Here is a 13,237-nt window from a genome sequence, read left to right as displayed (position 1 = left end):
GGACCTCACATCCCCTCGCTCGCTCTACCTCGACGGAGTGCTTGCTGTCCCGGATCCGAGACTTCGGTGGCCCGGCCGAGGCGGAGGACAGGCCACCGGAGTGCGGGTAAGGTTCTCCACCCGATCGCCGACCCTCGGTACGACCAGGCCGCCTGCAGCTCAGGAGGCCGTCGAGCCGGGGTGACGGCCGAGCGGGACCGTCGAGGCCTTGCTGCCACGCACCATGCTCTCGAACTGGAGGCGGCGATGGACGTCGTGACCGGAGGGGTGCGGCCACGCACGCTTCTCGTGCTGTCGTGTGTCCTCGGCCTGTGCCTCGGGTGCACGTCGGGCACCGCGCCGACGTCGTCCTCGACGTCGAGCAGCGGCCCTCCGTCGGTGTCGGCGGACCCGGCCAAGGCCGACGCGGTGATGAAGGTCGTCAGGGACACCATGGCCGACGCCCATCTGAAGGCCGTGATCGTCAGCGTCACCATCGACGGCAAGGAGATCGCCACCCAGGCCGTCGGTGACTCGATGCCCGGTGTGCCCGCGACGACGGACATGCATTTCCGCAACGGCGCCGTGGCCATCTCCTACGTCTCCACCGCGCTGCTGCAACTCGTCGACGAGAAGAAGGTGAGCCTCGACGACAAGGTCTCGACGTGGCTGCCCGACATCCCCTACACGGACAAGGTGACCCTCGGCCAACTGGCCCAGATGACCTCGGGATACGTGGACTACGTGACCACCCCCGAGCTGGACGACGCGCAGTATGCGAACCCGTTCCGGACCGTCACCCCCGAGGACCTCATCGCGATCAGCACCGCACACCCGCTCCTCTACGAGCCCGGAACGAACTGGAACTACTCGCACACCAACTACGTCATCCTCGGACTCGCCCTCGAGAAGATCACGGGGCAGGGCGTCGCCTCGCTCCTGGAGCGGAAGGTGCTGGGCCCCCTCGGGCTGGACAACACCACCGACCCGGGAACACCGGCGATCCCGGAGCCCGCGCTGCACGCCTACACGTCCGAGCGCCGGCAGGCGCTCAAGATTCCCGCCGGCACACCCTTCTACGAGGACTCGACCTACTGGAACCCGTCGTGGACCATCACCCGCGGAGCCATCCAGACCACCACCATCCACGACTTGAACGCCACGGCCGTGGCCATCGGCACGGGGACGCTCCTGTCGCCCGAGTCCTACCAGAAGATGCTGACCAAGGACCTGATCGGCAGGACCACGACCCTGCCCGGATGCACCACCTGCCACCCGCAGTCGCCGGCCTACACCTACGGGCTCGGAATCATCTCCTCCGGCAACTGGGTGTTGCAGAACCCGCTGTTCTCCGGTGAAGCCGGCGCATACGCCTACCTGCCCGCGCAGAAGGTCGCCATCGCTGTCGCCGTCACCTTCGACCAAGCCGCCTTCGACCCGGCCACGGGCGACTACAAGAACTCCGCCGACGTCCTGTGGAGGAGGATCGCCGCGGCGCTCGTCCCCGGCGACGCCCCACCGATGCCGCCCGGAAGCTAGCCCGGAAGCCTCGTGCTACCCGGCGAGGACGGGTGGCGGAGCCGACCTGCTCGTCCGGCTTCGGCACCGAGCACGCCTCCGAGGCCGTGCCCGGGGCGTTGGGACGCGTCGCCGGGTGCGCGGAACCCGCGGACGTCTCGACCGGGCTGTGCACGAGCCGGTTGAGATCGGCGGCCAGCGGCGAGCCCGGATGCCAGGCCGCCTCGTAGAAGATCTCGACCTCCTGGCCGTTCTCGTGCAGGACCCGGTGCTGGGCGTCCGGTGAGGTGAGCTTGGAGGGCGGCAGATGGCTGCGCCCAGGCCGAGGTTGACCCACTGCTCGAGCACCTGGTAGCTCGCCGCCTCCCCGGCGTAGGCCGCCATGTCCGCCTCCCGCAGGACCAGCTCACGAGGGGTGGGTAGGTCGCGGACCGCGGTGAACGCCCTCGCCACCAGCGCGGCCTCGATCAGCGGGGAGACCTCATCCGGATTCGCGTGCTCCCGGACTCCAGCAGCCGGCGCGCCTCGACCGACACCGCGTCCAGGCCCGCGAGCGCCCGCTCGATCAGCGGCAGGATCTGCCCGCCGAGAGCCGTCGGGGTCACCCGCGCGGCGACCTGTCGAACAGCCGGTCACCCATGCGCTCCTCCAACTTGGCGATGCCGTTGGACAACGCCGGCTGAGACACCCCCTGCACCGCCGAGCCCGCGGCGGCGTAGGCGGAGTCGAATCCCGCCCGGGAGCCTGCTCCGGCCTTTGCGAGGAGGAACGCGCCCCGATGATCGCCCCTGGACGGAGCCTCGTCCCCCGCGCAGTGATGTCTCGCCGATTACAGCGCGGCTGCGTCGAACGCTGAGCGTCGCCGGCGCGAAACAGCTGACCAGAGAATTCCGCATTCTCACCCGACGATCTCCTCCAGCGGATCGCGAGCAGCCCCGAAACAGAGCGCCAGAACTTCCTGCAGGGTCGACGTCCTCGCTCTTCGGTCAGCGACGATGCGGCCTTCTCGCATCACGAGCAGACGGTCGCTCACCCGCAGGGTCTCCTCGAGGTCGCTGGAGATGAAGAGGACCGCGCGGCCCTGATCGGCGATGTCCCGGACCAACCGGTGGATCTCCTCTTGTGCGCCGACGTCGACCCCCTGGGTCGGCTCGTCGAAGATCAGAATGTCGGCGTCGGTCGCCAACCACTTCGCAATGACGACTTTCTGCTGGTTGCCCCCGGAGAGGTGACTGAATCGGCTTTCGGCGCCCACCGCTTTGATCCCGAGCCGGCCTTCGTCGATGGCGTAGCGCTCTCGTTCGCGCCGCCGCCGGACGAACCCGCCCGACGCGAACGACGACAGCGCGGCGAGGGTGAGGTTCTCCCGAACCGTCCACTCGCCGACCGAGGCCTGGTGACGGCGGTCCTCGGGCAGCAACGCCACGCCGCGTCGGATCCCCTCCCTCGGCGACGAGGCCCGGAACGGCGTGCCGTTGATCTCGATCCACCCCGCGTCGGGTCGGGCGGCACCGAAGAGGAGATGGGCCAACTCCGAACGGCCGGCGCCGACGAAGCCGGCGATCCCGGTGACCTCGCCGCGGCGCACGTCCAGATCGACGTCGACGACTCGGTTGCGCCAACACAGTCCACGAGCGCTCAGCGCGACCTCGCCCGGCTCACGCTCCTCCGCCCGGACCAGCCGGCTGGGTTCGACGCCCAGGATCATCTGGACGAGTTCCCGCCGGTCCTGCAACTTCTCGTGCCCGAGCTCGCCGACCAACCGGCCGTCCCGCAGTACCGTTGCCCGATCGCACAGGGCGGCGATCTCGTCCAGCCGGTGGGACACGTAGACCACGCTCAGCCCGTCCGCCCGCAGTCGCTCGACGGTTCGGTAGACCTGCTCGACCTCGTGGGCCCCCAGCGACGCCGTGGGCTCGTCCATGATGATCAGTCGGGCCCCGAGCAGCAGGCAGCGGGCGAGCCCGACCATCGCGACCTGCGCCGCCGACAGAGCGGAGATCCGCTCGTCGACGTCGAGGGTGACCCCGAGCCGCTCCAGCATCTCGCGGCAGGTCCGGCGCATCGCGTTCCGCTTGAGCAGCGGGCCCGCCCGGGGCGGGACGAGGCCGAGGTAGACGTTCTCGTACACCGCCATGTCGCCGACGACCTGGGGTTCCTGATGCAGCACGGCGATCCCGGCCGCCGCCGAGGCTGCGGCGTCCGGGAAGGTGACCGGCTCGCCCTCGATCTCGATCGTCCCGGCCCCCGGTCGGTGCACCCCGGCGAGGATCTTGATCAGGGTGGACTTGCCCGCGCCGTTCTGCCCGATCAACCCGTGCACCTCGCCGGCTCGGATGTCGAGGTCCACCCCGTCCAGGGCGGGCACGCCCGCGAAGCTCTTCGCCACCCCGCGCACGCGGAGCCAGACGTCCCCGCTCACCGGGCGGCGACCTTCCGGGCGAAGGTGCTGATCGTGACGGCCGCGACGAGCACGATCCCCTGCGCCGCGGTGGTCCAGGCCCGCTCCACCCCGGTGACGACGAGCCCGTTGGCGAGGAAGCTCAGCATGAGCACCCCGACGATGGTCCCGCCGACGTGGAACTGGCCCTCGCGCAGCGTCGCGGCGCCGATGAAGCTCGCCGCGAAGGCCGGCAGCAGGTAGCTCACGGCGGCCGTGGGGTTGCCGACGCCGAGGCTCGACGTGAGCATCAGCCCGCCGAGGCCCGCCAGCAGTCCGCTCAGGACGAAGGCGAGCAGGCGCACCCGCTTGCCGTCGATCCCCGACAGCCGGGCTGCGACCGGGTTGCCGCCGACCGCGTACATCCGACGGCCGACCACGGTGCGCTCCATCAGGAGGTACGCCGCGACGGCAACCGCGAACCAGACGATCACCATGAGCGGGATCGGACCGATCGTGCCGCGGCCCAGCAAGGTGAAGTCCGGCGGCAGGTCCCCCGAGACCTGGACACCACCGTTGTAGGCGAGCAGCCACCCGGTGATGATCTGTCCGACGCCGAGGGTGGCGATGAAGGCCGAGACCCCCAGTCTCGTGACGATCAGCCCGTTGACCAGGCCGACCCCGGCTCCGAACAGCAGGGCCGCAGCCGTCCCGCCCACCATGCCGAAGCTCTGCGCGGTGCCGGCCGCGAGCATCCCGGCACCCGTTGCGGTGTAGCCGATGGAGAGGTCGAAGTCGCCGAGCGTCAACACGATCGTGAGGCCGATCGACAACACCCCCATGGCGGCCGCGGCCTTGAGGACGTTGGCGACGTTGCTCGCGGTGAGGAACGCGTCGGCGAGCGTGCTGAAGACGATCAGCATCAGGACGAAACCGACCAGGGTCCCGTACCGCGAGAGCAGGACCATCCCCTTCTCGGCGACCGCGGACTGCGCGGCGGGCGAGCCGCTCCTGCGGAGTGTGGTGTCCGGTCTCGAGGTGTCCGTCGAGGTCGGTGTCGAAGCGTTCATCGAGCGGCTCCTTCGTCGGCCGACAGCCGTGGCGGTCCGTCAGGAACCGTGAATCTAGGTCGCGGTTCGGGGCCCGGACAGTCCACCAAAGTGCACGAACGCAACCGGGTCGCAGCGATGCACTTTGGTGCATTGTCCGGCCCCTCGACCCGGTCGTAGCGTTCCGCCGGCGCCCAGCGGCACCGCCAGTCCATCGTCCCAACGGAGGTACACGATGAGTCCCCTTCGCAGGTCGCTGCCCCGGCGTGCGTTCCTCTACGGGAGCGCCGGAGCCGGAGCGGGACTCGCCCTGGCGGCGTGCAGCGTCAGCGGCGGGCCTGGCACGGCGGGCGCGGACACCCCCGGAGCGGCCGCGATTGCGGACAGCACGTCCTTCACCGACGCCGACTTCGCGCCGTTGAAGGGCGCCCGGATCGGGGTCGTCGGCATCAACCTGCAGGGTCCGACCGTGGCCCGCAGCGTGCAGATCATGACCGACCTCTCGACGAAGCACGAGTTCGAGCTGCAGGCCGTGAGCAGCGACTTCGACCTGGCCCGCACCAACGACACCATCCGGGTCTGGGCCGAGAACAAGTTCTCCGCGATCGTCGTCGCGAACACCGAGGCCGCGAACATAAGCGAGGGGCTGGCCGCGGCCGAACGGGCAGGCGTTCCGGTCGGCGGCTTCTACTGCGGGACCGCCCCCGGGCTGGCGTTCGACGTGGGGGCCAACGAGTTCATCTCCGGTACTCGGTGTGGGACCTACATCCAGCAGCGGCTGGCGGCCGCGGGCGGCAACAAGGGGATCGCGCTCGTCGGCTACACGCCGCTCGCGAACCTCCGTGAGCGCGAGCTCGCCGTGCGGACACTGGCGGACTACCACGGCACGCCGATCCTGCTCCGGCACGAGACCAACGCCGACTCGTCGGTGCCCGACGTGCAGAACACCACCACGGACGTCCTCACCAAGTTCCCCGAGGGCGGGCAGCTCGGCGCCATCTTCGTGGCCTGGGACCAGGGCGGATACGCCGCCGTCTCCGCCATCGAGGCTGCGGGCCGCGACGACGTGTTCGTGGTGTCCATCGACGGCGAGCAGGCCAACCTGGACTCGATCCGGCAGGGCGGCCCGCAGGGGGCGACGGTCGTCAACGACATGGTCGCGGTGTCGAACGTGGTGCTCACCGAGCTGGCGAAGATCATCGGAGGCGCGGCACCCCCGAAGAACGCCCAGCTCTACGTGGACGCACCACTCGTCACATCGGTGAACGTCCCGGCGAGCGGGGTGCCGCAGGGCACAGGGCTCACCCCCTACTACACCGGCTGATCCGCTGCAGAGAGGAGCTCGTGCATGACCACCACCGAACGGTTCGTCGACGGCGTCCGGCTGGAACCCCGGGCGCTGCCACCGCTTCCGGCACCGCCCGAGTTCGCGACCGTGGAGGAGGAGCGGGCACACCGCAAGCAGAAGCTCGCCGGTGCCCTGCGGATCTTCGGCCGATTCGGGTTCGGCGAGGGGGTGGCCGGACACATCACGGTGCGCGATCCCGAGTTCTCCGACCACTTCTGGGTCAATCCCTTCGGCCGGAGCTTCCGGCACATGCGGGTGCGGGACCTCGTCCTGGTCAACCACGACGGCGACGTCGTCCTCGGTGACCAACCGGTCAACCGCGCCGCCTTCGTGCTGCACTCGGCCATCCACCAGGCCCGGCCCGACGTCGTCGCCGCCGCGCACTCGCACTCGCCGTACGGCAAGGCCTTCAGCTCGCTCGGCATCCCGCTCGCCCCCTTGACCCAGGACGCCTGCACCTTCTACGGGGACCATGCCGTCGTCACCGAACAGGGCGGCGCGGTCGTGCTCGATCCCGAGGCGGGGCGGCAGGTCGCCGCGGGGCTCGGCCCGCACAAGGCCGCGATCCACCAGAACCACGGACTGTTCACGGTCGGCCGGACCCTCGACGAGGCGGTCTTCTGGTTCCTCGCCCTGGAGCGGTCGTGCCAGGCGCAGCTCGCCGCGATGGCTGCCGGGAAGCCGATCCACGTGCGCCACGAGTGGGCGACGTACACCGCCGAGCAGAACGGCACGCCTTGGGCGGGCTGGTTCAACTTCCAGCCACTCTGGGACGAGATCCGGCTCTCCGACCCCGAGCTGTTCGACTGACACCCGAGAGAGGACCCATGACCGACACCACTGTGGACGCCGGCCTGGAGACCGTCCTGGCCGAGCGACGAGGCGGCGTCCTCGTGCTGACGCTCAACCGCCCGCACCGGCTCAACGCCTGGACGAACGCACTCGAGCAGCGCTACTTCGCGCTGCTCGACGAGGCCGAGGCCGATCCCGACGTCCGGGCCGTGGTGGTCACCGGCGCCGGCCGCGGCTTCTGCGCAGGCGCCGACATGGACGATCTCGACGTCCTGACCGGCTCGGAGGAGAAGGGGCTGCCCGCCCGCGCGGTTCCGTGCCATCGCCCGCTGCAGCTGCGCAAGCCCCTGATCGCCGCAGTGAACGGCGCCGCCGCCGGCCTCGGGTTCGTCCAGGCGCTCTACTGCGACCTCCGGTTCGCCACACCCACCGCGAAGTTCACCTCGGCGTTCACCCGCCGCGGACTCATCGCCGAGTACGGCTCGGCGTGGCTGCTGCCGCGCATCGTCGGGCACGCGCGGGCCACCGACCTGCTGCTCTCGGCCCGCGTGGTGCACGGGACCGAGGCACTGGAGATGGGCCTGGTCGACCGGGTCGTCGAGCCGGACGCTCTGCTCGACACCACCGTCGCGTACGCGCAGGATCTCGCCGACAACTGCTCGCCCGCGGCGATGGCCGCGGTGAAGGCACAGCTCGCCCACGCGGCGACGAGCACGTTCGCCGAAGCCGCCGGGGAGGCGGACCGGCGGATGGTGCTGTCGTTCGAGCACCCGGACTTCCACGAAGGAGTGGTCAGCTACCAGGAGAAGCGGCCCCCCGCGTTCGCCGGGCTCGGCCCCGACCGCTCTTGAAGTTCGGCGACCGCTCGGTTTGAATCCGAGGGTCGACCTGTGTCGTAGCGGGAGGCACTGCCAATGGAGGCACCGACGGCGAGGGGCACGCGTCTGCCCGTTGTGCAGTACGACCGCGTGTTCTCGGTGCTCGAGCGTTGTGACGCCGCGCGGACGATCCCGGAGTTCAAGGAGCTCCTCCTGGAGTCGCTCGCCTCGACCTTCTCCTACCGCAACCTCACCTGCTTCGCGGGACCGACGATCAAGGAGGCGTTCGCAGACCGGTCGCCCTCGCTGCGCGGTTCGTGCGTGGCCAGCTGGCCTGGCTACCGGGACCGCTGGCACGAGATCGACGTGCTGTCGTCGGACGAGTCCTGCCTACTCCTGAGCCAAGAGGGACTCAGCGACATCGACCGGCTGCGGACCGTGCCCGCCTGGGGGCGGGAGTACATCGACGGGCACATGCGGCAGTGGGGCTACCGCTCGTCAGCGATCATGCACCTGCAGTTCCCGCGAGGCGGACACGCGCTCGTCGGGCTGACCGATCCCGAGCCCCACCTGATCGACGACGGCGCTGCCGCGGCCCTGCGCCTGCTCGCCCGGCACCTGTCGGCGATCAGCAGGCGGATCCCGGTTGAGGTCCCCAGCCTGCCCGTGCTCAGCGGACGACTGCAGGAGGTGGCCGCCCTCGTCGGCGAGGGCCGTTCCAACCGGGAGATCGCCGAGACGTTGTTCCTCAGCCTCGACACCGTGAAGAAGTACGTCAGCCGGGTGCTCGCCGCGACCGGCTGCCGCTCCCGAGCGGAGTACGTGGCGCGTGTGCACGTACCACCCGCTCGCTGAAGCGTCGGAACCCCGGCTGCGTCCTAGGACGTGGTGTACGACGTCTGCTCTCCCTGATCAAGCAGGGCGTGTCGGGAACGCTTGAACTCGACGTGGGTGGCCGACGCCCGCCATCCACCACCTCGGAGGACGCGGCCGGAGCTCACCCGAGCCGGGCCCAGAAGCGGGTGAAGGCGGCCGCCGCCTCTGCCGGGAAGTCCCACATCCACCAGTGCCCGGCGCCGGGCAGCTCCAGCAGCTCGCTGCCCAGCCGTTCGGCCACGGCCGGCGCCAGGTTCGGCATCGTGTAGCGGTCCGCCGTCGCGTGCACGATCAGCGACGGGACCCGGGGTGCGGCGGCCAGGCGCTCGCCGAGCCTGCGCATGTAGGGCTGGGCCGCGGACCGGTACACGGCGAGGATCGAGCGGCCCATCTCGTCGTCGAAGTGAGCGGCGATCTGCGGAGCGAGGTCCGCAGGCACGTCATCGCTCGCGACGAAGTCCTCCCCGCTCATGGCCACCATCTGCTCGACGAGCGTTTCGCCCTCCCCCGGCGTCTGCCAGGTCCGGGCAGCGGGATGCCACACGTAGTCAGGGTGGATGATGCCGGCGCAGTCCGCGATCCACGACCGGAGCAGGTCCGGACGCGTGGCGGCCACAGCGTAGAGATGCCCCGCACCCCAGTCGTGGCCGACCAGGTCGACAGGCTCGCCGAAGCGCTCGAGCTCGCCGACGAGCCAGGCCCGGTACTCCTCTGCAGTGCTCCCGAAACCGGGCGGCACCGGTGCACCGAAGCCGGGGGGCGAGAGCAGCACCGGCTCCGCCGTGTCATGTGCGACGAGTTCGCGCACCAGTGGACCCCACACCAGCGAGGTCTCCGGATTGCCGTGGGCCAGGGCGATCGGCATGACAGCTGACCCTACTTCGCGCCGGCCGGGGGCTCCGGCATCGTGGTGAAGACGCCGCGTTCCCGCATGCGGGCGAAGAACTCGGTCCGGTAGGCGTCGAGCGGGTCGGCACGCACGGCCTCGTCGAGGATCCGCGCGTCCTCGCCGACCAGGATCCGCCACTGACCGGCCCGCACACCCTCGAGGATGTCCTTGGCGGCCGACTCCGACGTGGTCGGGGCATTGGCGCGGAAGTCGCGATCGATGTCGCCGAGCCCGTCATCGAGCCCGCGGCCGTCCTTCGCGCCCAGGTACGACATCGAGTTCCGCACCAGGGACGTCCCGACGTACCCCGGCATCACGACCGACACCTCGACGTGCGGAGCCCGCAGCCGAAGGTCGCTGATCAACGCCTCGCTGAACCCACGGACGGCGAACTTCGCGGTGCTGTACGCGACGATCGACTCCGTGGGGCTCAGCCCCGCCCAGAAGCCGTTGACACTACTGGTGTTCACGATCCGCGCCCGCTCGCTGCGCAGCAGCATCGGCAGGAAGACCCGGACACCGAGGTAGACGCCGCCCCAGTTGACGTTGAAGACCCGCTCCCACTGCTCACGCGGCTCGGCGACGAAGCTGTACCCGCCCCCGCCGATGCCCGCGTTGTTGAAGAGCAGGTCGATGTGGTCGGTCTCGTGGACCTCCGCGATGTACGCGCGGAAGGCCTCCAGCTCGGCCTCGACGGAGACGTCGGCGACGCAGGTCGTCACCTTGGTGCCCGGTGAGGCATCGGCTCGGCACCGGGCGAGGGTCTCCTCGAGATTGGGCGCCGAGACGTCGCAGACGGACACGCTGCAGCCCTCCGCGGCGAGCATCCGGGCCAACTCGGCACCCATCCCGGCGCCACCCCCCGTGATCACTGCGAGCTTGCCTGTGAACGAGTCCATGGGCCCTCTCCTCCGCCTCCGCTGCCGGCAGTACGACCGTAGGAACGGGCCCGGGCGTCGACAATGCACCTTGGTGCACTGTGCTGCGCCACAGCGCCGTTCCTACCGTGGGAGCCCCGAGGAAGGGAGTGACAGTGCCGAGCTTCAGGGCCCTCGAGGTCGATCGGGACGACGACGGCTACACGACCCGACTGGTCGAGCGCACGGACATCGACCTCGCCGAGGGCGACGTGACCGTCGACGTGCGGTGGTCCGACGTCAACTACAAGGACGGCCTGATCACCTCCGGCCGGTTCGACCTGGTTCGCCGTTTCCCGATGACTGCCGGGATCGACCTCGTCGGCACCGTCGCCGAGTCGACGGCGGAGGACCTCCCCGCCGGCCTGCTCGTCACCGTGAACGGGCACGGCCTCGGCACAGACCACCCGGGTGGGTTCGCCGAGCGCGCGCGGATCCCGCACGAGTGGGTCACTCCGGTCCCGGAGCCGATCGACGATCTGTCTGCGGCCGCGATCGGCACCGCCGGGTTCACCGCAGCGCTCGCCGTCCGCACGCTGCAGGAGCATCACGTCGAGCCCAGCACCGGACCGGTCCTGGTCACCGGTGCGGCGGGCGGCGCGGGCTCGGTGGCGGTGATGGTGCTCGGCGCACTCGGCTACGAGGTGGTGGCCTCGACCGGGCGCCGGGAGCAGGAGGAGAAGTCGCTGCTGCGGCTGGGCGCGAGCACGGTGGTGGACCGGCTCGAGCTGCTCGACGCAGGGCAGCTGGGCCGGGCCAGGTGGGCGGGCGCCGTCGACACCCTGGGCAGCCGGGCGCTCGCGACCGTGCTCGCCGAGACCCGCTACGGCGGCACGGTCGCCGCGATGGGCATGGCGATGGGCGTGGACCTCCCGGCGTCCGTCGTGCCCTTCATCTCCCGCGGCGTCACCCTGGCAGGCATCGACTCGGTCTACGCGCCCGCACCAGCCCGCCGGTCGGCGTGGGCCCTGCTCGCGGAACGCCTCGATCTTGCCGCGCTGCGCGAGATCACCGAGATCGTGCCCCTGGCCGAGGCGCCCGGCCGTGGCGATGCGGTGATGGCGGGCCAGGTCCGCGGGCGGCTCGTCGTCGACGTCCGGGCGTGAACGGGCCGCCGGAGCCCGCCGGAGTCGTGGCGGGGCTCTTCGCGACCGCACAGCGTCTGCCGGACCGGTGCGCGCTGCGGGTCGACGACCGTGCCTGGACCTACGCCGAGCTGACCGAACTGGTCTCGGCTGCCGCGACCCTGCTGGGAGCCGCCGGGGTGCAGGCCGGCGACCGCGTGCTGCTCGTGGCTCCGACCTCGGTGGAGTTCGTGGTCGCGTACCACGGGATCCTCGCCGCGGGCGCCGTCGCGGTCACCGTGAACGCGATGTGCACCGAGGCCGAGCTCGGCTACTTCCTCGACGACGCCGGATGTGCGCTCGCGATCTGCCTCCCGGAAACCGCCGCCGCCCTGCGCGCAGCCGCCGACCGGCGACACGTGCCGGTGTGGGTTCTCGACGAGGACGTGCTCGACGCCATGGACCCGGCGAGGAGTCCCGAGCGGTTACCGGCGTGCGAGGTCGCGGTGCTGCTCTACACGTCCGGTACCACCGGGCGACCCAAGGGCGCGGAGCTCACCCACGCCGGGATCCTCGCAGCCACGCGCGCCGTCGCCACCGCACTCGACCTGCGCGACGGCGAGCGAATGGGAACCGCCCTGCCCCTCTTCCACGTCTACGGCCAGGTCGTCGTGATGGGCAGCGCCCTGCGGTGCGGCGGCACGCTCTCACTGTTGCGCCGGTACGACCCGGGCGCGCTGCTGCGGCTGGCCACCGACCACCGGCTCACCCTGCTCGCCGGCGTCCCGACGATGTGGACGGACGTGCTGAACGCCGCCTGCGACATCGGGCGCGACGACTTGAGTACGCTGCGCATCGCGCTGTCGGGCGGGGCACCACTGCCGGACGGCGTCGTCCGTGAGCTCCGCGACCGGCTCGGCTGCACCCTGCTGGAGGGCTACGGGCTCAGCGAGGCCACCGGCGTCGCCACGATGTGCCGGCCCGGCGAGGACCGCCGCGCCGGCAGCGTCGGGCGGGCGCTTCCCGGCGTCGAGGTGAGCGTCCTGGGCCCCGACGGGACTGCTGCGCCACCCGGCACCGTCGGCGAGGTCGCGCTGCGCGGCCCGGTCCTGATGCGCGGCTACTGGCGGCGCCCGGAGGCGACCGCAGAGGTGCTGCAGGCGGACCTGCTGCTCACCGGCGACCTCGGGACCCTCGACGCTGACGGTCACCTGCGGATCGTCGACCGGAAGAAGGATGTCGTCATCCGAGGTGGCTACAACGTCTACCCGCGCGAGATCGAGGAGGTGCTCCACGAGCATCCTGCGGTGCGGGAGGCGGCCGTGATCGGGATCCCGGACCCTCGGCTCGGCGAGGAGGTTGCGGCGGTGGTCGCGGCACGCCCGGGCCACGAGCTGCGGCCCGCGGCGCTCCGTGGCTGGCTCGCCGAGCGGCTGGCCGCGTACAAGGTCCCGCGGGTCTACCGTGTGGTCGACGGGCTCCCTCGCGGCACCACCGGCAAGATCCTCAAACGCGGCATCGATCGCGCCGAGGTGCAGGCGCTCGGCGTGCGCCCGCCCCGGCCGACTACATCCGCCTGACCAGCGAGAACCGTCCACCTTGGTGCA

At 70.9% G+C, this 13,237-nt stretch carries 13 protein-coding genes; 7 read left to right on the top strand and 6 right to left on the bottom strand.

The window, feature by feature from the left end:
- Positions 1 to 378: 378 nt before the first annotated feature.
- On the top strand, positions 379 to 1,518 hold the full coding sequence (locus ABD990_RS28295; protein ID WP_345383815.1) for a serine hydrolase domain-containing protein: 1,140 nt from the start codon (positions 379 to 381) through the stop codon (positions 1,516 to 1,518).
- Between the two features lie 446 nt (positions 1,519 to 1,964).
- Here ABD990_RS28295 and ABD990_RS28290 read toward each other — a convergent pair whose 3' ends face one another.
- The 4 genes from ABD990_RS28290 to ABD990_RS28280 all read right to left on the bottom strand — a co-directional run bounded on the left by ABD990_RS28290 (position 1,965) and on the right by ABD990_RS28280 (position 4,947).
- Positions 1,965 to 2,102 (bottom strand): hypothetical protein, encoded by a 138-nt coding sequence (locus ABD990_RS28290; RefSeq protein ID WP_345383814.1) that lies wholly within the window; start codon positions 2,100 to 2,102, stop codon positions 1,965 to 1,967.
- Positions 2,099 to 2,185, bottom strand: a complete 87-nt coding sequence (locus ABD990_RS34575; protein WP_425569676.1) for a helix-turn-helix domain-containing protein — start codon at positions 2,183 to 2,185, stop codon at positions 2,099 to 2,101. Before ABD990_RS34575 ends, ABD990_RS28290 begins: the two co-directional genes overlap by 4 nt.
- A 210-nt stretch (positions 2,186 to 2,395) precedes the next feature.
- The gene (locus ABD990_RS28285; RefSeq protein ID WP_345383813.1) at positions 2,396 to 3,919 is read right to left on the bottom strand and encodes a sugar ABC transporter ATP-binding protein; all 1,524 of its coding nucleotides are present in this window, start codon (positions 3,917 to 3,919) and stop codon (positions 2,396 to 2,398) included.
- Positions 3,916 to 4,947, bottom strand: a complete 1,032-nt coding sequence (locus ABD990_RS28280) for an ABC transporter permease (RefSeq protein WP_345383812.1) — start codon at positions 4,945 to 4,947, stop codon at positions 3,916 to 3,918. The genes ABD990_RS28285 and ABD990_RS28280 overlap by 4 nt, the downstream gene beginning before the upstream one ends.
- Before the next feature lie 214 nt (positions 4,948 to 5,161).
- On the opposite strand from ABD990_RS28280, the gene ABD990_RS28275 reads away from it, so the two are divergent.
- The 4 genes from ABD990_RS28275 to ABD990_RS28260 all read left to right on the top strand — a co-directional run bounded on the left by ABD990_RS28275 (position 5,162) and on the right by ABD990_RS28260 (position 8,739).
- Positions 5,162 to 6,250: a sugar ABC transporter substrate-binding protein gene (locus ABD990_RS28275; protein WP_345383811.1), complete on the top strand. Its 1,089-nt coding sequence runs from the start codon at positions 5,162 to 5,164 to the stop codon at positions 6,248 to 6,250.
- A 24-nt stretch (positions 6,251 to 6,274) separates the two neighbouring features.
- The gene (locus ABD990_RS28270; protein ID WP_345383810.1) at positions 6,275 to 7,084 is read left to right on the top strand and encodes a class II aldolase/adducin family protein; all 810 of its coding nucleotides are present in this window, start codon (positions 6,275 to 6,277) and stop codon (positions 7,082 to 7,084) included.
- Between the two features lie 17 nt (positions 7,085 to 7,101).
- On the top strand, positions 7,102 to 7,917 hold the full coding sequence (locus tag ABD990_RS28265; protein ID WP_345383809.1) for an enoyl-CoA hydratase-related protein: 816 nt from the start codon (positions 7,102 to 7,104) through the stop codon (positions 7,915 to 7,917).
- 117 nt (positions 7,918 to 8,034) lie between these two features.
- Entirely contained in the window at positions 8,035 to 8,739 is a 705-nt protein-coding gene (locus ABD990_RS28260) for a helix-turn-helix transcriptional regulator (RefSeq protein ID WP_345383808.1), read from the top strand.
- A 142-nt stretch (positions 8,740 to 8,881) separates the two neighbouring features.
- Here ABD990_RS28260 and ABD990_RS28255 read toward each other — a convergent pair whose 3' ends face one another.
- Positions 8,882 to 9,625, bottom strand: a complete 744-nt coding sequence (locus ABD990_RS28255; protein WP_345383807.1) for an alpha/beta fold hydrolase — start codon at positions 9,623 to 9,625, stop codon at positions 8,882 to 8,884.
- An 11-nt stretch (positions 9,626 to 9,636) separates the two neighbouring features.
- Entirely contained in the window at positions 9,637 to 10,548 is a 912-nt protein-coding gene (locus ABD990_RS28250; protein ID WP_345383806.1) for an SDR family NAD(P)-dependent oxidoreductase, read from the bottom strand.
- Positions 10,549 to 10,682: 134 nt separating this feature from the next.
- Between ABD990_RS28250 and ABD990_RS28245 the strand changes: the two genes are divergently transcribed.
- Positions 10,683 to 11,672: an acrylyl-CoA reductase family protein gene (locus ABD990_RS28245; protein WP_345383805.1), complete on the top strand. Its 990-nt coding sequence runs from the start codon at positions 10,683 to 10,685 to the stop codon at positions 11,670 to 11,672.
- Positions 11,669 to 13,210 carry a class I adenylate-forming enzyme family protein gene (locus tag ABD990_RS28240; protein ID WP_345383804.1) on the top strand — a complete coding sequence of 514 codons (1,542 nt, stop codon included), beginning with the start codon at positions 11,669 to 11,671 and terminating at the stop codon, positions 13,208 to 13,210. Before ABD990_RS28245 ends, ABD990_RS28240 begins: the two co-directional genes overlap by 4 nt.
- The last annotated feature ends 27 nt before the right edge of the window (positions 13,211 to 13,237 follow it).

It is taken from the genome of Pseudonocardia yuanmonensis (assembly GCF_039542425.1).
Taxonomy (GTDB): Bacteria; Actinomycetota; Actinomycetes; order Mycobacteriales; family Pseudonocardiaceae; genus Pseudonocardia; species Pseudonocardia yuanmonensis.
The sequence above is the reverse complement of the archived record's forward strand: the minus strand, read 5'-3'. Positions and strand labels throughout refer to the sequence as shown.